The sequence below is a fragment of the Pseudomonas sp. MWU13-3659 genome, from assembly GCF_023757525.1.
GTDB classification, from domain to species: Bacteria; Pseudomonadota; Gammaproteobacteria; order Pseudomonadales; family Pseudomonadaceae; genus Aquipseudomonas; species Aquipseudomonas entomophila_E.
Map to the genome: position 1 here is coordinate 13,622 of NZ_JAMSHW010000032.1, position 21,410 is coordinate 35,031.

13 protein-coding genes are annotated in these 21,410 nt (G+C 65.1%); 3 read left to right on the top strand and 10 right to left on the bottom strand.

The window, feature by feature from the left end; genetic code table 11:
- Positions 1-6: 6 nt before the first annotated feature.
- Positions 7-1,605: a methyl-accepting chemotaxis protein gene (locus NGM28_RS24710; RefSeq protein ID WP_502943898.1), complete on the bottom strand. Its 1,599-nt coding sequence runs from the start codon at positions 1,603-1,605 to the stop codon at positions 7-9.
- Between the two features lie 163 nt (positions 1,606-1,768).
- Entirely contained in the window at positions 1,769-2,173 is a 405-nt protein-coding gene (locus NGM28_RS24715) for a TraR/DksA family transcriptional regulator (RefSeq protein WP_050704989.1), read from the bottom strand.
- A 341-nt stretch (positions 2,174-2,514) separates the two neighbouring features.
- On the opposite strand from NGM28_RS24715, the gene NGM28_RS24720 reads away from it, so the two are divergent.
- Positions 2,515-7,059, top strand: a complete 4,545-nt coding sequence (locus tag NGM28_RS24720) for a coiled-coil domain-containing protein (RefSeq protein ID WP_252091927.1) — start codon at positions 2,515-2,517, stop codon at positions 7,057-7,059.
- Between the two features lie 39 nt (positions 7,060-7,098).
- On the opposite strand, the gene NGM28_RS24725 is transcribed toward NGM28_RS24720, so the two are convergent.
- From NGM28_RS24725 to NGM28_RS24760, 8 genes are all read right to left on the bottom strand, one after another.
- Positions 7,099-7,872, bottom strand: a complete 774-nt coding sequence (locus tag NGM28_RS24725; protein WP_240066398.1) for an enoyl-CoA hydratase — start codon at positions 7,870-7,872, stop codon at positions 7,099-7,101.
- Positions 7,873-7,885: 13 nt separating this feature from the next.
- Entirely contained in the window at positions 7,886-9,013 is a 1,128-nt protein-coding gene (locus tag NGM28_RS24730) for an acyl-CoA dehydrogenase (RefSeq protein ID WP_240066399.1), read from the bottom strand.
- Between the two features lie 8 nt (positions 9,014-9,021).
- Positions 9,022-10,215 carry an acetyl-CoA C-acyltransferase gene (locus tag NGM28_RS24735; RefSeq protein ID WP_240066400.1) on the bottom strand — a complete coding sequence of 398 codons (1,194 nt, stop codon included), beginning with the start codon at positions 10,213-10,215 and terminating at the stop codon, positions 9,022-9,024.
- A gap of 12 nt (positions 10,216-10,227) precedes the next feature.
- Positions 10,228-10,995, bottom strand: coding sequence for an SDR family NAD(P)-dependent oxidoreductase (locus NGM28_RS24740; protein WP_240066401.1), 768 nt, complete (start codon positions 10,993-10,995; stop codon positions 10,228-10,230).
- 12 nt (positions 10,996-11,007) lie between these two features.
- Positions 11,008-12,654, bottom strand: coding sequence for an AMP-binding protein (locus NGM28_RS24745; RefSeq protein WP_252091929.1), 1,647 nt, complete (start codon positions 12,652-12,654; stop codon positions 11,008-11,010).
- Positions 12,655-12,743: 89 nt separating this feature from the next.
- Positions 12,744-17,297, bottom strand: coding sequence for an NEL-type E3 ubiquitin ligase domain-containing protein (locus NGM28_RS24750; protein ID WP_252091931.1), 4,554 nt, complete (start codon positions 17,295-17,297; stop codon positions 12,744-12,746).
- 69 nt (positions 17,298-17,366) lie between these two features.
- The gene (locus NGM28_RS24755; protein ID WP_252091933.1) at positions 17,367-18,395 is read right to left on the bottom strand and encodes an AraC family transcriptional regulator; all 1,029 of its coding nucleotides are present in this window, start codon (positions 18,393-18,395) and stop codon (positions 17,367-17,369) included.
- A 64-nt stretch (positions 18,396-18,459) separates the two neighbouring features.
- On the bottom strand, positions 18,460-19,323 hold the full coding sequence (locus NGM28_RS24760; RefSeq protein WP_252091935.1) for a LysR substrate-binding domain-containing protein: 864 nt from the start codon (positions 19,321-19,323) through the stop codon (positions 18,460-18,462).
- 113 nt (positions 19,324-19,436) lie between these two features.
- On the opposite strand from NGM28_RS24760, the gene NGM28_RS24765 reads away from it, so the two are divergent.
- Together NGM28_RS24765 and phnX are read left to right on the top strand one after the other, a co-directional pair.
- Positions 19,437-20,543 (top strand): 2-aminoethylphosphonate--pyruvate transaminase, encoded by a 1,107-nt coding sequence (locus NGM28_RS24765; RefSeq protein ID WP_252091936.1) that lies wholly within the window; start codon positions 19,437-19,439, stop codon positions 20,541-20,543.
- Between the two features lie 34 nt (positions 20,544-20,577).
- Positions 20,578-21,405, top strand: coding sequence for a phosphonoacetaldehyde hydrolase (phnX, locus tag NGM28_RS24770; protein WP_252091937.1), 828 nt, complete (start codon positions 20,578-20,580; stop codon positions 21,403-21,405).
- The last annotated feature ends 5 nt before the right edge of the window (positions 21,406-21,410 follow it).

The following is a 21,410-nucleotide window of genomic DNA, read 5'->3' on the forward strand; positions in this document are numbered from 1 at the left end:
ATCGAATCAGTCGAGCCCCGGCTCAGGCCGATACCCCAGGCGCAAACCGCCCCAGTGCCGGCCCTGAACGATGATCGGCACCGACAGGTCATGCATCAGTTCGCCCGTGTCGCGCGTGTAGGTTTGCAGCAGGACCCGTTGCTGGTGACTGCCACAGCGAATACCCGTGCGGTCGTCGAACGTGCGCTTGCTGCGATTGTGAGCGGTGTCGTGCTGCGAGTCGCCGGTCAGTGGCTGGTTGAAGGCATTGTTGTGGGTGGGCACATAACCCTGCTGGGTACAGGCGATGGCATACACCAATCCATCGTGCTGTTGCAGCAATGGCTCCTGGATCTGCGGCAGCACGGTATCGGTGTAATGGTCGAAACGCGTGGTGAAGCGCGGTGGCTGCATGCCCGCGATAGGCCGGTAATGACGGTCGAACAAGTCATCCAGTGTGACGCGCCCCTGGGCGACATCCGCCTCGAAACGTTCCGCGATCTGCCGGGCGCCTGCCTGAGCCAGCTCGAACACCCGCTGGTGGTAGGCGTCCAGGCCCACCTCAGCCAAACGCTCGCTGAGATTCTCCACCTGCCCTTCCATCTGCACCGCCGCCTTGGCCAGCCGGCGGGTTTGCTGGTCGCTGACCTCCAGATCACCACGCACTTGGGCCACCGCCTGGAACAAGGTATCGAGCTGGGCGCGGTTGGTCTGGGTGCCCTCGGCGATTTCGCTCACCTGCCCCTCGACGCTGGCGGCAAGCCTGGCGATCTGTTGCAACTGCCCGCCGGTCTGCTCGACCTGCTCGACACCACTGCCCAGGTCATCGGCCAACTCACGGATCTGACCCACCACCTGGGCAGTACGCGCCTGGATGTCCGCCACCATCTGCCCGACTTCTTCGGTGGCACTGGCAGTGCGCCCAGCCAACCCGCGTACTTCGTCGGCGACCACCGCAAAACCGCGCCCGTGCTCGCCGGCACGGGCGGCCTCGATGGCGGCGTTGAGCGCCAGCAAGTTGGTCTGGCTGGCGATGGACTGGATCACCAGGGTCACCCGGGCAATATCATCGCTGCGCTGATGCAGTGCTTCGATCAATTCGCGGCTGGTGGTTGCACGCTCGCTCAGGTCGCGCATGCGTTGGATGGACTCGGCCAGCACCGCGCTGCCTGCAACACTGCTGCCATGGGCCGAGCGGGCGGCGTCCAGGGCCTGTTGGCTGAGCTGGGCGGCGGCCTGCTCAGTGACAATCATGGCCTCGGCGCTGCCGACTATGTCCTGGGCCGCACTGAGCTGTGACTGCACGCGCGCGGCCAGTTGCTGCACGGAATGCGCGACAGCGGCAGCCGACAAGGCGTTATGGCTGGTGCCGCGAGCCAGTTCCTGGATCAGGTCACTGCCCTGCGTTGCTGTTTCGACCGGCGCAGGTGCAGGTACCCGCCTCCAATGGGGCAGGCAAAGCACCAGCAACGCCAGTGGCAAGGCAACGTACAGGGCCAGCCCGGCGAAGGCCATGGCCGACAGCACGGCGCACAGGGCAAGTGCCTGCAGCGCCGAGCTCAGCATTCCCCGCGCGGGTGTCCGGCGCGGCATTTCGCCGGCCGCCAGAGATCCTTCTCGCATCATCGTCGTGGTCCATCCGCATGTCGTTATTGTGTCGTCATTAAACGCCACTATAACGCCATTATCCACGCTCACTTGGATGCAAGCCGGCTCCCCGTTGATACAGGGCAAGAAAACACGAAGGCCCCAGGGATCGCTCCGTGGGGCCTTGGCGCAGGGTGCGGGATCAGATCTGCCGCTGGTGGCGGTCGAGCTGTTCGTGGCGCTCCTGGGCTTCGATGCAGTACTTGGTGGTCGGGCTGATCAGCAGGCGCTTCAGGCCGATTGGCTCGCCGCTGTCGTCGCACCAGCCGAAGCTTTCGTCGGCGATGCGGTCCAGGGCCATTTCCAGCTGCGGCAGCAGGCGCTGGTCGCGGTCAATGGCGTTGACCAGCCAGGTGCGCTCTTCCTCGACCGATGCTACATCAGCAGGATCCGAGGGGCTGTCCAGGCTTTCGATGGACGTGCGGCTGAGTTCGATGCGCTCGTGCGTTTCGACTTTCATCGCTTGCAGCAGCTTGGTGAAGAACGCGAGCTGTTCGGCGTTCATGTAGTCATCGGCCGACATGGCCAGCAACTGTTCCTTGGTCATCGATTTCTCTATGAAAAAATGTGCATTTGGGCGATTCGGGTGCCGCCGGCGATGCTTCGCCGGCAGCGGAATTCTTCAAGCGCCAACCGGCACTCTTTTACAGGGGGCGGCAGTCTAAGGTGCCACGCGGCAAGGGGCAACATAAATGACGGCAGATTTGACCGAAATGGCCAGGAATCCGCCCATTGGTGCCGTGAATCCCCCGCCCTGCGCGCTTGCCAGGCGCTGCGGGGCAATATGCAGCAACAATCGCGACGCCCTCGGTAGTAGTCGGCTACTGCACCCGCAGCCGCGAAAGATCGCCTCATAAGCATTCTTTCAACTCGCCCAAGGTTTTCGCCATGAATGACAACCTGCACCAGCGCCTGGCCAGTTTCAGCAACCTGGACTGCAAGGTCGCCAAGCGCTTCAGTGACCGCCCTACCTTACTCGACGTCGCCGACGATATCCTGCGTGAACAGTGGCAGCAACGCCAGCTGAGCGACGCCCACGACCCTCTGAGCCTGCTCCTGGTGAGCGAGCAGGCGCAACCGGGCGCACCCTGGGTGCGCTCGCTGTCACAAGCGCTGGTGGAGCGTTACTGCCAGCGCGCCACCCTGAACCTGACCATCGACGAGGACTTCCTGACCACCCGGCCGGACGCCGACCCGGCCTGGAAAGCGGACATCGACCTGCATGCCGTCGAAGAACTGGTCAATGAGGCAGGCCCGCTGCTGCTGGACCGTTATCTTCAACAACTGGTGGCTTACTGGAGCCGCTACGACAGCACTGGCCAGACCCCCTGGGATTGGTACTCCGGCTACCTGCGCGAGCAATTGCTGAAGGCTCAGGGCAAGGCGGCCAACCTGCCCGGTTTCGCCCGAGCCATCCTGCGCCTGGTGCATGACCATCCCGCGTCAGATCAACGCGGCACCTGGTCGAACACCAAAGGCGTCAAGGCACTCAACATGGGCCTGGACCTGTCGGCCTGCGACAAGCTCGACGCCGACCTGGCCAGCGCCGTGCTGATCGAACACGACGATGGCGACCCGCAACGCCAGCTGACACTGCTCTGTACCCTGACCGGCCGGCTGTTGCGCTTTGAATCGCGTCAGGCGCTGCTGGAGGCCCTCAACCAGTCCTGGCCGCTTTCATTGAACAACGGCCCCCGCCAGGTCGAGATCGCGGCATCCACCGATTCGGTCTTCGAAGTGCAGGCCCTGGGCCTGCTGAACCAGCTGTTGCGCCTCATCGAACACCGCGCCGGCCGCTACCACAGCCGGCTCGACGCCATCGCCATGGGCCGCGACCTGGATCGCCTGACCTCGCTGATAGACCTGTGCGACGAGGTCGAGATCGCTCAGCGTCGGTCACTCAGCGAACAACTCCCTGAATGGCTGCGCGACGCGCAAAGCCACTCCTTGCTGCAATACAGCGAGTTGCTGATCGATGTCGCCGAACAGTACCGTGACACGCAGGGGCAGTTCTGGCTCGATGGCATCGACGACGCGGTCACCTTCGCCAACCGGCAGTTGGTCACCCGCATGACCAGCGACCATCCAGACCTGGCATTCAAGCCAGAAGATGTCGTGGTCACCAACTATCAGACCACCGCCACGGCCCTGGCCGGCCAGGACAACCTCATCACTTCGGGCGAAATCACGCCGGTGGACTACACGCTCGCCCAACTGGCGATCGGCAATGTGGGCCTGCTCAAGCCCGGGCGCGTTGTGTTGAGCAGCACGACGAAGGACGCCTTGCCCGACTGGATGGACGAAGCCTACCTGCGTCGCCTGGTCGCCGAGCTGGACATCGCCAGCACCTACCCCGCCATGTTGCGCGCCAGGCTGCTGGACGATCCGCAGCGACGCCAGCAACGTCAACGCCTGCTGGGCGACCAGTTGCAAGCGCAACTGCCGGCGCTGGCCATGGAGCTGTACCTGCGCGGCAAGCTGCCCGACCCGGCCTGGGCCAGCCACATCGCCCAGGTGTTCGCCCCTGGCCCCCACCAGGGCACGACGCACTGGATCCTGCGGCCGCTGGGGTTCATCAAGGCGCCGGGATCATCGCCGGATCATCCGCTCAACACGTGGCTGATCGAGCCCGAAACCCCGGGCACCGAAGGCTGCCTGCTGTACCGCCCTTTGCACCAGGAGCCGCTGTTGCACTTCAACGACCGCATGGCCCTGTTCACCGCGCTCAGCAGCGCAGGCGACCTGCAGGATGACCTGCTGCAACGCCTGCCAGCCGAGGACCGCCGCTTCTACAAGCACGGCGGGTTTCTCGAACCGCACTTGTTCCAACCGCTGGACGACACCAGCGCCGTGCCCTGGTGGACACCCGCGCCTGTCGCCCTTTCGGTCGAACCCGCTGTCGCCAGTGTGGGCAAGGCGCTGTACGACGGTTGCGTGAGTGAATCGATCCAACGCTTCGCGGCACAGTCCACCACCACGGCGCAAACGCGCTGGAACAGTTGGAAAGCGCTGGGCTGGCTGCTGTTCAACACCCTGTTGCCCCTGGCGGGCAGCACACTGGGCAAAGTGGCTTGGCTGGCGCAGATGGAGGTGGCCCTGGCCGAGTTCGTCGAATCCGACGCCCAGCAAAACCCGACCCGGCATGAGCTGGCATTGGTCAACCTGCTGGTGAACATCGCCCTGCTGCTGTTTTCCCACTCGATCTTCCGCCTGCATCTGGAGCAAGGCCAGGTTCCGGCAGTACCTGCCGAGGCACCATCACCGGTCAACCCTGAGCCCAGCCTCCCCTTGCCCACCGTTACGCAAACGCCAGGCACGCAGCTCGAATTCACCTGGGCACGCCCCGGCCGTACGCTCAGCGCCTCGCAGCGCACAACGCTGGAAACCCTGCAGGCCACGGTCACGCTCAACACCCTGGGTGAGCCGATACCGGCTGGCACGCTGCAAGGCCTGTACCTGCAAGGGACGCGCACTTTCACGGTGCTCGACAGCAAGGTCTACCAAGTGGAACTGGTCTTGCCGCAGAAACTGCGCATCATCGGCCAAGACCTGACCCCAGGCCCGTGGCTGCGCCGCGATGAGGTCGGCCGCTGGCAGCTGGACCTGCGCCTGGGGCTCAAGGGCGGCATGCCACTGTCGGCGCAGATCCAGAAGATGCGCCTGGAAAAGGAAGACGCCCTGCGCGTGGCCAACGAAGCGATCAAGGCGGACAAACCGCTACTGACCGGCAAGATCCAGGAGTTCAGCACGATCGACAAACTGGCCAAGACCACGCTGGACGATGGCAACCTGGCACGTTGCCTGGGCAAGCTCCAGGCCCTCTCGCAGTTCTGGACCACGCACATCGAACACCTCAAGGCCCGCAATGCCATGCAACCGGTCAAGGAGTTCAAGAAGGTGCATGCCTTTGCGCTGTACCAGGACGGCTCCTGCCTGCACCTGACCCGCACGCTCCTGCAAAAGCGCTACCAACCCAATCGCGAGCAGTTGTTGCACATAGCCAAGCAGCAGCTGCGCTCCGGCGAGGAACTGACCCGCGCCGACATCCGCATCGCCACCCAGCGCCTGGACGCGCTGACGCCGCTGCTCGAACAGATGATCGCCAACAACACCCTGCTGCGCCAACGCCAGGAGGAGCTGGCCAGGCTCGCCAGCCAGCGCCATCCCGACATCGTCAAGTGGCGCGACCTGATGGCCGTGCCCGCCGCCACCGCGCAACAAGAGCTGATCCTGCGCTTCCTGCACCTGGAAAGCCTGCTGAATCGCCTGACACTGGTGCATGGCCTAAGCAGCGAAGCGGCTTATTGGCGTGATCGCTTCTGGAGCAATTTCCAGCTCGGCATCGTCCAGCGCAGCAAGCTGTACAAGCTTGTCGACAACGAGCAGGAACTGACTGTTCGTCTGCTGCGCAGCATCCAGGGGCAATTCCAGGCCGCCAGCCGCCAGCTTGGCAACCTCGCCGAGATGATCCAGGGCGATGCCGCCCAGCACACCCTGCGCCGCCTGCAGGATGAGCTGGAGCAGGTCCAGACCCTGATCGCCCAGGACCTCGCCAACCTGCCCGACTACCCACCCGTCAGCACCCTGAAGCAACTGGGCAATAAAGTCCCCGGCCTGATCGAGACCACCGAACACGGCCTGCTGCTGTCCGACCCTCGCGCCGACGACGCGAATACCGTCGACATTCCCGGCCCGGACAACAAGACCCCTGGCCAGACTTACCACCTCAAGGAGGGTGAATGGATCGAGGTCGGCCCCGCCCCGACGCCCAACCTGCCCAGCGGCCTCAGCCTCAAGCGCCTGCTCAAGGACAGCGATGGGCTGACCGCCGAGGCGACGCGGGAAGTGGAGCGGCTGCGACGCGCTTCCGAGCGCTACCTGCCGGTGGAGGTCGAGGAGTCCGTGCTGCACCTGCGCGACCGGGTACTCGCGATGGTCGATGGCATCGAGGAGCGCCTGACCGCCGACAACGAAACCGACGAAGCGCGCCAAGGCAAGGATGCCGAGGGGGTCGCCAAGGGGCTGCGCGAGCTTGCTGGCACACTGACGACCCAAGCAACGCAGTTGCGCATCGAAGCGGCCATCGCGCAGAAGCCCAGGATGGGCGAAGTGCAGTTTCTGCTGGAGAAGGGCGAGGTACGCATCGCCGTGGTCGGTGCCCGCACCCGGCTGGCCAAGGTCAAGGGCCGCCCCGCCGACTTCATCGACGAGTACAGCATCAGCCATGCGGACCAGGTGCTGTGGTATGCGCACTTCCACTATCCGGCCCTGGACACGGCCAAGGCCGACTTCACCGCCGGCCACCTGAAGACCGCCGCCCAGCGTCATGCCGCTGGCGGGCGTTACACCGATGCCCATGGCAAGGAAGTCGACGTCTATCGGGCGCCGATCACCGCCGCGGCGGCCAAGCGCTACTTCTTCGACCTGCAGTAACCGGTTCAAGGGCGCTGCCAAGGCAGCGCCCCTGTTCCCTCAACGGTCCTTGAACTGCGCCTCGCGCTTGGCGATGAACGCAGCCATGCCTTCCTTCTGGTCCTCGGTGGCGAACGCCGCGTGGAACACCCGGCGCTCGAAACGCACGCCTTCGCTCAGGGTGACCTCGAAGGCGCGGTTGACGCTCTCCTTGACCATCATGCTGACCGGGATCGACTTGCTGGCGATGGTCGCGGCTACCTTCAGCGCCTCCTCCACCAGCTCGGCCTGCGGCACGATACGCGCCACAAGGCCAGCGCGCTCGGCTTCCTCGGCGCCCATCAGGCGGCCGGTCAGGCACAGCTCCATGGCCTTGGCCTTACCGATCGCACGGGTCAGGCGCTGGGTGCCGCCCATGCCCGGCAGCACGCCCAGGTTGATTTCCGGCTGGCCGAACTTGGCATTGTCGGCGGCGAGGATGAAGTCGCACATCATCGCCAGCTCGCAGCCACCGCCCAGGGCGAAGCCCGACACCGCAGCGATGATCGGCTTGCGCCGGTTGGCGATGCGGTCGGCGTCGCTGAACAGGTCCTCGACGTAGATCTGCGGGTACTTCAGGTCCGCCATCTCTTTGATGTCGGCACCTGCGGCGAAGGCCTTGGCCGAGCCGGTGAGCACCACGCAGCCGATGTTCGGGTCACGTTCGAGCTGGTCCAGGGCTTGGTTGATCTCGCCGACGATCTGCGCGTTCAACGCATTGAGCGCCTGCGGCCGGTTGAGGGTGATCAGGCCGACCTTGCCGTGGATGTCCAACAGGATGGTTTCGAATGCCATGCAGACTGCTCCTTCAAAGATTGCGCGCAATGACCATGCGCTGAATGTCGCTGGTGCCTTCGTAGATCTGGCAGACCCGCACGTCGCGGTAGATGCGCTCCAGCGGGAAGTCGCTCAGATAGCCATAACCCCCCAAGGTCTGCAAGGCATCCGAACAGACCTTTTCGGCCATTTCCGAGGCAAAAAGCTTGGCCATCGATGCTTCCACCAGCGCCGGGCGCCCTGCATCGCGCAATGCGGCGGCGTGCAGCACCATCTGCCGGGCCACGGCGATCTTCGTCGCCATGTCAGCCAGGCGGAACGCCACCGCCTGGTGCTCGATCAACGGCTTGCCGAAGCTCTGGCGCTCGTTGGCGTAGTCGCGGGCCACCTCGAAGGCGGCACGGGCCATGCCCACCGACTGCGAGGCGATACCGATACGACCGCCCTCGAGGTTGGCCAGGGCGATCTTGTAGCCCTGCCCTTCTTCACCGAGGCGGTTGGCCAGCGGCACGCGCACGTTATCGAAAACGATCTGGCAGGTGTCGGAGGCGTGCTGGCCAAGCTTGTCCTCGACCCGCGCCACCTGGTAGCCGGGTGCATCGGTGGGCACGATAAAAGCGGTGATTCCGCGCTTGCCGGCGTCCGGGTCGGTGACGGCGAAGACGATCACCACCCCGGCGTTCTGCCCGGAGGTGATGAACTGCTTGCTGCCGTTGAGCACGTAGTGATCGCCGTCCAGGCGGGCGCGGGTCTTCAGGCTGCTGGCGTCGGAACCGGCCTGGGGTTCGGTCAGGGCGAACGCGCCGAGCATCGCGCCACTGGCCAATGGCGCCAGGAACTGCTGCTTCTGCGCCTCGCTGCCGAACTTGAGGATCGGCACGCAGCCCACCGAGTTGTGCACGCTCATGATGGTCGAGCAGGCGCCGTCGCCGGCGGCGATCTCTTCCAGGGCCATGGCGTAGGCCACGTAGCCCGTGTCGCTACCGCCATACTGTTCAGGCACCAGCATGCCAAACAGACCGAGGTCGGCCATCTCCCTGATCGCGTCCTTGGGGAAAAGGTGCGCCTTGTCCCATTGCTCGGCGAACGGCTTCAGGCGCGCCTGGGCGAAGGCACGCACGGCGTCGGCGATCTGTTGTTGCTCTTCAGTTACCAGCATGGTTCACCTCAGTACAGGCACTCGACGGCCATGGCGGTCGCTTCGCCACCGCCGATGCAGATGGCCGCCACGCCACGGCGCAGGTTGTTCTGGCGCAGGGCCGACAGCAGGGTCACGAGGATGCGCGCCCCCGAGGCACCGATCGGGTGGCCCAGGGCGCAGGCACCACCGTGGATGTTCACCTTGTCGTGGGGCAGGTCGAGCTGCTTCATCGCCGCCAGGGTGACCACGGCGAAAGCCTCGTTTATTTCGAACAGGTCCACTTCGGCCAGGTTCCAGCCGGTACGCTTGAGCAGCTTGTCGATGGCACCGATGGGCGCGGTGGGGAACAGGGCCGGCGTGTCGGCGAAGGCCGCGTGACCATGGATCACGGCCAGTGGTTTCAGGCCGCGCTTCTCGGCCTCGGAGCGGCGCATCAGCACCAGCGCGGCGGCGCCGTCGGAGATGGAGCTGGAGTTGGCGGCAGTGACGGTGCCGCCCTCGCGGAAGGCCGGCTTGAGCTGCGGGATCTTGTCCAGGCGCGCCTTGGGCGGCTGCTCGTCATCCTTGATGACGCGCTTTTCCTTGCCCTCGGTGACTTCCACCGGGACGATCTCGGCGGCGAAACGGCCGCTCTTGATCGCTTCCTGGGCACGGGTCAGCGAAGCGATGGCGAAAGCGTCCTGGGCTTCGCGGCTGAAGTCGCCCTTCTGCGCGCAATCCTCGGCGAAGGTGCCCATCAGGCGGCCTTTGTCGTAGGCGTCTTCCAGGCCGTCCATGAACATGTGGTCGATGATCTTGCCGTGGCCCATGCGGTAGCCGCCACGGGCCTTGTCCAGCAGGTACGGGGCGTTGGTCATGCTTTCCATGCCACCGGCGACGATCACGTCGGCGCTGCCGGCCAGCAGCTGGTCGTGGGCCATGATCGCGGCCTGCATGCCCGAACCGCACATCTTGTTCAGGGTGGTGCAGGTGGTGTGCTTGTCCAGGCCGGCGCCGAGTGCGGCCTGACGCGCCGGTGCCTGGCCCTGCCCCGCCGGCAGCACACAGCCGAACAGCACCTGCTCGACACTGGCGGCGTCGATGCCGGCGCGCTCGACGGCGGCACGAATGGCCGCGCTGCCCAGTTGCGCCGCGGTCAGGCTCTTGAGGTCGCCCTGCAGGCCGCCCATGGGCGTGCGCACGGCGCTGACGATGACAATCGGATCGTGGTTCAGGCTCATGTTCGGTTCTCCTTACTTGGCAGCCATGCGCAGCGCGCCGTCGAGACGGATCACTTCGCCGTTGAGCATGCTGTTCTCGATGATATGGCGGGCGAGCGCCGCGTATTCCTGCGGGCGCCCCAGGCGTGGCGGGAACGGCACGCCAGCGGACAGCGAGGCACGTACTTCCTCGGTCATGCCGGCCATCATGGGGGTTTCGAAAATGCCGGGGGCGATGGTCATCACCCGGATGCCGAAACGCGCCAGCTCACGGGCGGCCGGCAGGGTGAGGCTGGCGATGGCGCCCTTGGAAGCGGCGTAGGCCGCCTGGCCGATCTGGCCATCGTAGGCGGCGATGGAGGCGGTATTGATGATCACGCCACGCTCGCCCCCCTCGTCCGCCTGCCCTTCGGCCATGGCCGCGGCGGCCAGGCGCAGCAGGTTGAAGCTGCCGATCAGGTTGACGTTGATGACCTTGGCGAAGCTGCCCAGGGCATGTGGGCCGTTCTTGCCCAGGACCTTCTCGGCGCCGACGATGCCGGCGCAGTTGACCAGCCCGTGCAGGCTGCCGAAGGCGCTGACGGCGGCGTCGACCGCCGCCTTGGCGGCCTGTTCGTCGCTGATGTCGGCTACCGCGAAGCGGGCATTGGCGCCCAGTTCGGTTGCCTTGGCCTCGACTGCGCCAGCATTCAGGTCGACCAGCATGACCTTGGCGCCGGCCTCGATGAGCATCTGCGCGGTGGCGGCGCCCAGGCCCGAGGCCGCGCCGCTGACGATGAAGTGCTTGTTGCTGATGTGCATGTCGGTATTCCTTCAGGCGCCGGCAGCGGCAGGCTGCGCGGCTTGTTGTCGGGCGATTTCCTGGTTGCGCAGGATGAAACGTTGCAGCTTGCCGCTCGGGGTCTTGGGCAGCTCGCCGACGAATTCGATTTCACGGGGATAGGCATGGGCGTAGAGACGCTGGCGCACGTGCTGGCGCAGGGTTTCTTCCAGCTCCGCGCTGCCCTGGTAGCCCTGGCCGAGCACCACGAACGCCTTGATCAGCTCGGTGCGCTCCGGGTCGGGCTTGCCGATCACCGCTGCCTCGACCACCGCCGGATGCTCGACCAGCGCACTTTCCACATCGAACGGGCCGACCCGGTAGCCGGAGGTGGTGATCACATCGTCGCTGCGGCCGACGAAACTGATGCTGCCATCCTGGTTGAGCTCGACGGTGTCGCCGGAGAGGTAGTACTGGCCGACAAAGGCCTTGGTCGGCAGGCCGTGGTAGCCGGCGAACCAGCACAGCGGCGACTGCTCGCGGTCCACCGCCAGGATGCCTGGCTGTCCGGCAGGCAGTTCGTTGCCCTGCTCGTCCAGCACCACGATGCGGTGGCCGGGGATGGCGAAACCAGCCGACCCCAGGTGCACCGGGTGCGCCAGCGCATGGTGGTTGCACAGCACCATGCCCAGCTCGGTCTGGCCGTAGTGGTCGTGGATGGTCACCCCAAGCTCGTCGGCGAACCAGCGGATCACCTCCGGGTTGAGCGGCTCGCCGGCACTGCTGACCACCCGCAGGCGGCCCTTGATCGGCGTCGAGAACGCGCCCCCTGCGGCAATCAACAGGCGATAGGCCGTCGGCGAACCCGCCAGGTTGGTGATGCCCAGCTTGTCGATGACCCGCGCACAGCTTTCGACACTGAACGGGCCGTCGTAGAAGGTGGTGGCATGGCCCAGGGACAGCGGCCCGGTGACAGCGTAATAAAGGCAATAGGCCCAGCCCGGGTCGGCCAGGTTCCAGAAGTTGTCCTCCGGGCGCAGGTCGATGGCGTCGCGCATGTAGCCCTGGAACGCGACGATGGCGCGCAGCGGCACTTCCAGCGGTTTGGCCGGCCCGGTGGTGCCGGAGGTGAACATCAGCAGGAAGGGGTCGTCGCCACGTCGCATGACCGGTTCGCAGACACTGTCCGCAGCCTCCAGCGCAGGGTGGAAATCGAGCTCACCGGCGGCAGCGCCGACGGTCACGATGGTCGGGCAGCCCGCCACCTCGTCGAGCTTGGGCCGGTTGCCACGGTCGGTGACCACCACCTTGGCGTGGGACTGCTCAAGGCGGTGCTCGATGGCCTTGGGCCCGAAGGCGGTGAACAGTGGCTGGTAGACGGCGCCCAGGCGCCAGGTGGCAAGGATCGTCACCAGCAGTTCGGGGGTACGCGGCATCAGCCCCGCGACCCGGTCACCCGCCGCTACCCCCTGGTCCTTGAGTACATTGGCAAAGCGTGCGGCCAGGGCCTGCAACTGGTCGAAGCTGTAGCGCCCACCGTTGCCATCGCGGTCTTCCCAGACCAGGGCGGGTTGGCCCGTGCCGGCGTGACGGTCGCAGCACTCGACACAGGCATTGAGGGCCTCGAGGTTGCCATGCAGCGCCGCGGCGGCGGCCCGGGCATGGTCGAACGAACGAGCGGCCTCGGCGTAATCGCGCATCGTCAGACTCCTGGTTTCTTATTGTTGGAGTGCACCATTGGTCTGACGATGTTCGCGCCGGCCGGCGCGTCCGGCAATGGCCAAAGCTGTCAATCGGACTGATCGGAATCGCCAGAGTCCTCATCAAGGGCTACACCAGCCGTCTCCATGTCCAGAGCGTCCTGGCTGAACATGAGCATCAAGGCCTGTTCACTGGCTTCACGCTCCGCCGCCACGGCATTGCAGGCCTGGAGGTAGGCTTCACTGGTGAGTGCTTTCTCATCGATGGCCTCGAGCTTGTCGGCGAACTCATCGGCGTGGGCAGTGAACACCGCCGCATGGCGTACCTTCAGGTAGCTGCGCCAGAACTCGCGATTGCTCAGGCTCTGCACCAGGTGCCCAGCGGCCTCGTCCGCCTCGACCGCAGCCACGGCCTGATCCTCGAGCGCTGGCGTGATGTCGGCGACCCCGGCGAACAACATGGACTTGGGCTGCCCGACCAGCCCAAGCCTGTCCGCCAACTTGACCCGCAGACCAAGCACCACCTCCAGTTCATCGACCTGGATGCCTCCGGCCTCGCGCCGATTGACTTCATGGCGGGCGAACTCATCCAGGCGATCGAGGCGGAACAGCGCCCGCCCAAGTTTCAGCAGGCTGGCGCCACTCTTGCCGGCCTTGCCCTCGGCCTCCGCATGATGCACCAGGCTGCGCAGGCAGAGCCGGCTGAAACGCTCCGCCACGCTGTCGTGGCAGGTGAGCTGGATACCCGCCTGGTTGAAAATGTCGTCGCGCAAGGCGGCATCCGTGTCGAGGTCCTCCAGCAATTGCCAGACCAGCTCGTCGAGATAGGTGTGCGCCTGGACGAAATCCTGGGTCGAGGAGAGCCTCGCCAGCAAGCGGAACAGCTCCGCGCTCCCGGCCTGTCGTTGGACACGCTGCCATCGTTCACGACGCGCATCCTGCTCGGTCTTGTCACCTGTGCCGATCCAGCTCTGCTCGGCCATCTCGGCGCTGGGCACGGTTTCAACCGGGGATTCCTCAGTATTGGCATTGAGGTACACCAGGATGCTCTGCACAGGCAGCGAGTTTCCCTCGAGGTTCACTCGACGCCTGAACCTGCGCGGCATCGCCAGCAGCGCCCTTGGTATCGTCCTGATCTCGTTGAACCGCAGGTCAGCCAGCCTGAGCCGCTCGCAACGCTCGAGCCCCGCCGGCACGGCCTGCAGGGAGCACCGGTTGGCCCTCAGCACTTCAAGCTCCCTCATACGCGTGAAATCCAGGTTGAGAGACTCCAACGGGTTGAAATCGAGGACCAAAGTCAACAACGACTCAAGCCCGGACAACGTCTCGACACCCGCTTCATCCATCACGATCTGGTTCGACTTCATCTGCAATGACCTCAACTTGGGCAGCCTGGAGATGCCCGCCGGCACCCGGGCCAGCCGGTTGTTGTTGAGGTTCAACCGTTCCAGCGCGTCGAAACGCTCAAGGAACTCGCTGGGGATCGCCTGCAGGTCCATGCCAGACATGCGCAGTTCATAGATGTGGCTCAGATCGACTTCGGCAGGCAACGCCGGCAGCGTACCCACATGCCAACCCTCCAGGCTCAACACCCGCCCAACCGAACGGTCATCCCAGCTCCTGACAGTTTCACCTTCGTAGCGCCAGGCGGCACGCAAGCGACTGGAGAACTGCCTGCGCCTGCTGCGCATGTGACGACTGAGCGGTTCTCGCTCCCAGGCATCCAGCGCATGGTTGAGTGCATTGAAGTTGGTCTCCTGGGACAAGAGTTCGACGATGGCATCACCGGCGCGATCGCTCCACTCGGTGATCAACCTGTCGACTTCCGCCAGGCTCAAGGAAGGGTACAGCGCACGGACCCGACGCCTGAGCGCTTCCCCGGGTTCCGCGAGGCGTGACGGGGAACCACCAAGGGTGTAGCCGACACGACCGTCGGGCAGCCGTTTGCCTGGGTTGAACCAAGGTGTGGAGGCTCTCCAGCCAAGCAGGCTCTCGACCTGACTGCGCTTGTGCGGCAACTGCCTGATGACCGCCTTGCGCAATGCTTCGGCAACATCGCCCTTGGCGAGCTTGAGCTTCTGCCGGTCTTCAGTGCTCATGCGCGCCACGATTGCCTGGAAGATCCCACCTGGCGCCTCGATGTCCTGATCGAGCTCGATCCCCTGATTGTCATAGAGGTGAAACTCCCCGTCCTTGCGGGCCAGGACAGTTCGGTCCTTGGCCGCGCCCTGGGGGTTCAGGACACTGATCAACCGGCCATGCTCGGAACCTTCGCGTAACTCGAAGTTGATCGAGCCAGGCCAGTTCTCGAGCCTGGGCAGCAAAGCCAGCACCAATTCACCGGTGCCCTGGCTATAGCTGGTATCGAGCAAGAGCCCCTCCATGGCACGTGTCAGCCGTGCGTGAGACAGCAGCGACCGAGCTCGAGTCTGTATCGACAGCGGCAAGCGCGAACCGAGGCGCACCGCCTCACGCACGCCCGGCTCGACCTCGCGCAGCAATTGCTCGGCATAGACATTGGGCAAGCCTGGAAACTCGCGGTTCAAACGTTCAAGCAGCTTGTCCGGCTCCGGCGATTGCTCAGGCGCCGTGTCCAGCAGGTCGTCCTCCAGTGCCCGCTCTTCGGAAAAGTGCCTTTGCAGCGCACCTCTTAACTTACCGCGCTGCTGACGCAGCAAAACGCTGGTGGCCTTGTCATCCAGCCCCTGCATATCCGAGCGCTTCCTGCACCAGGCCAGCACCTCGGCGTCGTCGACAACCGCTTCAGGGGCATCCAGGGCGTCAAGAACCGCCGAAACCCGGCCAGCCGCGGTGAAGCGCCGCAGCGTATCGCGCAGGCTCACCGGCGCCGGGCGGTTCTCCACCAGCACGCCACGCAGTTCATCCTTGTCGATCCCGGCAACCCGCAGGATGTTGTCGGCAGTTTCGGCAGACAACGGTGGCTCCATCGGCCACAGGCGGTTGAGCATTTGCGTGCTGTCATCCCACTCCAACGGCCGCTCCAGGCGTATGCGCCAACTGCGCTCGCCATTGAAGTCGACAGGCGGCCCATAGGCGTCCTCGCGCAAGGGGTGGCGCAGTCGCCAGGCCTCGCCCTGGGCTTGCTGGTGGATTTCATAGTAATGCTCGTCGATACGCAGCCAACGGCGTGAGTCATCGGCATACAGACCGTTATCCAGCAGCCGCGCCGAACCAGGATCCGACCGGTAGCCCTCAAGGCCTGCGTTCCACAAACGCTTGTTCTTGCCAACGGTCACAGGCTCCAGCTCATCGACGAAATCGCTTCGGGCGAAAGCCCTCGCCACCAGCGTGCCCCCCGCCACCATGGCCGCCGTGAGCGCCACCGTCTCAGCCACATGGAAGAGGTGCTCCAGCGCCTCATGCTGATGCCCCTCGCTCCAGTCCACCACGCCTTCGTACACATGCTTGAGCGTATCCACCACCACGGCACCGAACAGCACCACACCCACGATCGGGATACCCAGGCCGGCCAGGCCCAATGCCAGGTAACCGACTTCGGACCAACGTTCCAGCCGCTGGTTGGCGGCACGCTGGTCGGCGTCCGCGTTAGACACCAGCAGCAGCCGGCCATCATCCTTGAGCCGCGCAACCTGAGTGTCCGCCATGGTGGTGAACACTTGATCGGCTGACTCGCCCCCAGCCAGTTCGAGATCAGGTACAGGGTCGGCCAAGCGCTTCTTCAGTTTCACACTGAACGAATCGCGATCACGCAGCCGGACTCGCTCGTGGAAGTCACGACGAACGGCGTTGCTTGCAAGCTCGCTCACCAACGTCAGCGCCATCTGTTGCATTGAGTCAAACCGGCGCAGGGCCGGCTGAGCATCGTCCGGCAGGTAAAGGAACACCCCTTGTTCTTTCTTGTCGCCATCGAGCAACTGGATCTTCAATGCGTTCTCGACCGTGCAACCGAGCATGCGCAGCTCGCTTGCCTCGGCGAACAGGGCCTGGCCTGGCGCGTTCGCCGCTTTGCTCGCCAACTGGCTCAAGGCGCGATACTGGTCATCGGTGACCTGCCCTCGACACAGGGCCAGCTCACACATCAGGGTGAACGCATCGCGCTTATGCTCGGCAAGCAGTGCGCAGTTGGACGCGGTGAGGATCTGCCCAAGCAAGCGCTGGTAGTGTTTACCGGCATCGATCCTGCGGCATTGACTGACGATCGGGTCCGGGGCTGCCAGCACCGTTGAGGCGCCGGTAGCGACCAAGCCAGTGTTCACGAAGAACGACGCATCCGCCGGAAAATTCTGCATCAGCCTCAAGCGTGCCGCAGAGCGCCTATAGCGCTCTTCGAGACTGGGTGTGGAGATGATCGGCGACACTTCGTACCACGACTCGAGCCATTCCAGGCCATCCAACGCCGGACCATTGGGCAGCAGCGCCTCGACCAGCGATGTGAACTGTTGTTCGGCGAAGGCTTGCGCCGAAACCAGCCCGGAAGTGGCCTGCGCCAGGCGCTTGCGACTGCTTTCGTGGGCTTTGAAAGCCCCGTGCAAGGCTTTGAGGCGTTCCAAGGAAGCCTGCTTGAACCAGGCCGGCAGTTGATTGGCAATGAGGTTGTCGGTCCAGGTGTGGAACGACTCGGCCGTGATAGCGGCCGGTTGCGAGGAGGAAGTCGGTTTCATCAAGTGAGGCCCTGTTGTTGAAGGTGCCTCACAGTGAAGAGGCCGCCCCGGCCGCTTCAGCGGGAAGCCTCACCCATCCCGCGTGCTCTCCTCACGCGTGACCAACGAACGGTAGTGCCCGGGGTTGCAGCCGAACCACTTGCGAAACGCCTTGTAGAACGAGCTGCCGTCGGCAAACCCCAGGCGTTCGGCGATCTCCCCCAGGCCCAGCTGCGCCTCGGCCAGCCAGGCGATGGCCAGTTCACGGCGCACGCCATCCTTGATGCCCTGGTAGTGCTGGCCCTCTTCCGACAAACGCCGACGTAACGTCGACACCGACATGTGCAGGGTTCCCGCCACCTGCTCGGCATCCGGCCACGCCCCGGGCTGCAGGCCCAGCAGTTGGTGGCGGATATGCCGCGCCAGGCTGGCCGGGTCGCGGTACTTGACCAGGATGTTGCCCGGGGCCTCGGCCAGGAAACGCTGCAACTCCTCGTCGCCGCGGCGCACCGGCAGCTCCAGGCATTCAGCGGCGATGATCATCCGCGTGCGCGGGCGCTCGAACTGCAGGTTCTCGGAAAACATCACCCGGTAGTCGTCGCAGAACGGCGGCTCGGCGCAGCGCAGGTCGATGGCCAGGATCGGAATGCGCCGCCCGGCCAGCCAGCAGGCCACGCCGTGGACGATCATCCAGAAGGTGAAGTAGGTGAATGCTCGCCGTGGTTGGTCGCTGGGCTCATTGATAACGATCTCGGCCAGGCTCTGCTGGCGCACCAGGCTTGGTTGCAAGTCTTCGAGCATCAGCGACAGGAACGCCAGCATGCTGTCGAGGGCAGCCCCCAGGGTGGGCTGGGCCATGGCGCTGCGGGCGATGAACGCCAGGCTGCCACTGCGCAGGCCACGCCGGTCCATGGCGAAGAACTCGTCGTTGCAACGCCGCGCCAGCAGGCGCCAGAGCCGGGCGTAGGCATCGGCGCCGACCCGTGCCGACGGCAGGTCGAGCTGGCCGGCGTCGATACCGGCGCGCGCCAGCAAGGCGGCGTCGGGCGCACCGGCCGGGCAGGTCTGCAGCAGGGCTTCACGCACCAGCTGCATGGAAATGGTGTCCTTGTCGCTCATCGGCAATCCCGTCTGCTCTGTGCCGGCCATCTTAGGCCGGCGGGAGGAAAACGCCAGCCCACGCTCACAGGCCTTCGGCCAGGCTCAGGAAGGCCTGGATCAGCCGCAACTCACGACGGCGCTCCAGGCAGCCGACCATGTGCTGGTTGACCAGCCCGCTGCCGGCCAGGGGGCGAGCCACCACACGCGGGTCATGGGCCACCTCGGTCGATGAGACGACGCCAATGCCCAGCTGGGCCGCCACCGCCTCGGTCACCGCCTCGCGACTGTCCAGCTCCAGCAGCACCCGCGGCTGCACACCCGCTTCATGGCAGGCCTTGTCGAAGGTGCGGCGCGTGGTCGAACTCGGCTCGCGCAGCACCATGATCTGCTTGTCCAATTCAGCCAATGGCAAGTCGCCCGCGGCCGCCGCCCAGGCATGCCCCACTGGCAGCAACGCGCACAAGCGCGACGCGCACAAGCCCTGCAAATGCAAGCCCTTGCGTGGTTCGATCTCGGTCAGCACGGCGACGTCGGCATGCTCCGACAGCAGCGCAGCCAGGGTTTCCTGAGCGTTGCCCAGGCGCAGGTTGACGGTGATGCCGGGATAGCGTTCACGCAGCTGCGCCAACATCGGCATCACCCGGTGTGGGCCATCCGCCGCCACCTCCAGGCGCCCGGTCAGCAACTGCCGATTGGCCTCGAGCATGGCCTGGGCCTCTTCGGCCAGGCCGAACATCGCCCGAGTAATGGCCGCCAGGCGCGTGCCCTCCTCGGTCAGTTCGACCCGCCGTGCGGTGCGCCGCAACAGGGTGATCTGGTAGTGCTCCTCCAACGCCTTCACGTGCCCGGTAACCGCCGGCTGGCTGATGAACAGCCGTTCGGCGGCACGGGTGAAGCTGCCCTCTCGGGCGACGGCATCGAAGGCGCGGAGCTGGAACAGGTTCATATCTATCGGCCCTGCTTATGGCTGGCATATCTACAAACAATTTGATTGATGGCTCGGCGAATTGCAACCTAGCCCCACTAGTTTCCAGCCCACCGCAAGTGAGGAACCACGGAATGAGCAACGCCCCGATCCTGCTGACCCCCGGTCCACTGACCACCTCGATCCGCACCCGCCAGGCCATGCTCGTGGACTGGGGTTCCTGGGACCGCGACTTCAACCAGCTGACTGCCAGCGTATGCGAACAGTTGCTGGCCATCCTCGACGCCAGCGCCAGCCACCACTGCGTGCCCCTGCAAGGTAGCGGCACCTTCGCCGTCGAGGCCGCCATCGGCACCCTGGTACCACGCGACGGCAAGGTGCTGGTGCTGATCAACGGTGCCTATGGCCAGCGCCTGGCGAAGATCTGCAAGGTGCTGGGGCGCGACTACAGCACCTTCGAAACCGCCGAGGACCAGCCGACCACCGCCGAAGACGTCGACCGCCTGCTGGCTGCCGACCCTGCCGTGACCCACGTGGCGCTGATCCACTGCGAGACCAGCACTGGCATCCTCAACCCGCTGCCCGAGATCGCCCAGGTGATCAAGCGCCACGGCAAGCGCCTGGTCATCGACGCCATGAGCTCGTTCGGCGCGCTGCCGATCGATGCCCGCGAGGTCCCCTTCGAAGCGTTGATCGCCGCCTCCGGCAAGTGCCTTGAGGGCGTGCCGGGCATGGGCTTCGTATTCGCCGAGAAAACCGCCCTGGCCGCCGCCGAAGGCAACGCCCACTCCCTGGCCATGGACCTGCACGACCAGCACACGTACATGGCCAAGACCGGCCAATGGCGCTTCACCCCGCCGACCCACGTGGTCGCCGCCCTGCACGAAGCCCTGCTGCAATACAACGAGGAAGGCGGCCTGCCTGCCCGCCACCAGCGCTACAAAGACAACTGCCAGACCTTGCTCGACGGCATGGCGAAGATCGGCCTGCGAAGCTTCCTGCCCACCGAGATCCAAGCGCCGATCATCGTCACCTTCCACGCACCAAACAGCCCACGCTACCAGTTCAAGGACTTCTACGAACGGGTCAAGGCCAAGGGTTTCATCCTCTACCCCGGCAAGCTGACCCAAGTCGAGACCTTCCGCGTCGGCTGCATCGGCGTGGTCGGCGCGGCCGGCATGCAGGCCGCCGTGGACGCCGTGGCTGAAGTGCTGCGGGAAATGGAAGTGCTGGACATCTGACCCTCTGCCCACCGAATTGAAGGAAAACGCGCACATGAACTACAGCAACCCCACCCAGCTGCAAGCCGCCATCCTCGACTGGGCCGGTACCGTGGTCGATTTCGGCTCCTTCGCCCCAACGCAGATCTTCGTCGAAGCCTTCGCCGAGTTCGACGTACAGGTGTCCATCGAAGAAGCCCGTGGCCCGATGGGCATGGGCAAGTGGGACCATATCCGCACCCTGTGCGATGTGCCGGAGATCGCCGAGCGTTATCGCAAGGTGTTCGGCCGCACCCCGACCGACGATGACGTCACCGCCATCTACGAACGCTTCATGCCGTTGCAGATCGAGAAGATCGCCGTGCACTCGGCGCTGATTCCCGGCGCACTGGACACCTTGACCGGGCTGCGCAAGGACGGTTTGAAGATCGGCTCCTGCTCGGGCTACCCGAAGGTGGTGATGGACAAGGTGGTCGAGCTGGCCGCGCAGAACGGCTACGTGGCCGACCATGTAGTGGCCACCGACGAAACCCCTAACGGCCGCCCATGGCCGGCTCAGGCCCTGGCCAACGTGATCGCCCTGGGCATCGACGATGTGGCGGCGTGCGTGAAGGTCGACGACACCGTGCCGGGAATTCTCGAGGGGCGCCGCGCCGGGATGTGGACCGTGGCCCTGGTGTGCTCGGGCAATGCCCTGGGACTGACCTGGGAAGGTTACCGGGCGCTGAGCGCGGAAAAACTGGAAAGCGAGCGCAAGCGCATCCACGGGATGTTCGCAGCATCGCGGCCGCACTACCTGATCGACACCATCAATGAACTGCCCGAAGTGATCGCCGATATCAACCGGCGCCTGGCCAAGGGCGAGATGCCGCAAGCCGTTTGATCGCG

Excerpts from the sequence above, each read along its gene's own strand:
- NGM28_RS24710 (WP_502943898.1), bottom strand. The coding sequence starts at position 1,605 with ATGATGCGAGAAGGATCTCTGGCGGCCGGCGAAATGCCGCGCCGGACA.
- NGM28_RS24715 (WP_050704989.1), bottom strand. The coding sequence starts at position 2,173 with ATGACCAAGGAACAGTTGCTGGCCATGTCGGCCGATGACTACATGAAC.
- NGM28_RS24720 (WP_252091927.1), top strand. The coding sequence starts at position 2,515 with ATGAATGACAACCTGCACCAGCGCCTGGCCAGTTTCAGCAACCTGGAC.
- NGM28_RS24725 (WP_240066398.1), bottom strand. The coding sequence starts at position 7,872 with ATGGCATTCGAAACCATCCTGTTGGACATCCACGGCAAGGTCGGCCTG.
- NGM28_RS24730 (WP_240066399.1), bottom strand. The coding sequence starts at position 9,013 with ATGCTGGTAACTGAAGAGCAACAACAGATCGCCGACGCCGTGCGTGCC.
- NGM28_RS24735 (WP_240066400.1), bottom strand. The coding sequence starts at position 10,215 with ATGAGCCTGAACCACGATCCGATTGTCATCGTCAGCGCCGTGCGCACG.
- NGM28_RS24740 (WP_240066401.1), bottom strand. The coding sequence starts at position 10,995 with ATGCACATCAGCAACAAGCACTTCATCGTCAGCGGCGCGGCCTCGGGC.
- NGM28_RS24745 (WP_252091929.1), bottom strand. The coding sequence starts at position 12,654 with ATGCGCGATTACGCCGAGGCCGCTCGTTCGTTCGACCATGCCCGGGCC.
- NGM28_RS24750 (WP_252091931.1), bottom strand. The coding sequence starts at position 17,297 with ATGAAACCGACTTCCTCCTCGCAACCGGCCGCTATCACGGCCGAGTCG.
- NGM28_RS24755 (WP_252091933.1), bottom strand. The coding sequence starts at position 18,395 with ATGAGCGACAAGGACACCATTTCCATGCAGCTGGTGCGTGAAGCCCTG.
- NGM28_RS24760 (WP_252091935.1), bottom strand. The coding sequence starts at position 19,323 with ATGAACCTGTTCCAGCTCCGCGCCTTCGATGCCGTCGCCCGAGAGGGC.
- NGM28_RS24765 (WP_252091936.1), top strand. The coding sequence starts at position 19,437 with ATGAGCAACGCCCCGATCCTGCTGACCCCCGGTCCACTGACCACCTCG.
- phnX (WP_252091937.1), top strand. The coding sequence starts at position 20,578 with ATGAACTACAGCAACCCCACCCAGCTGCAAGCCGCCATCCTCGACTGG.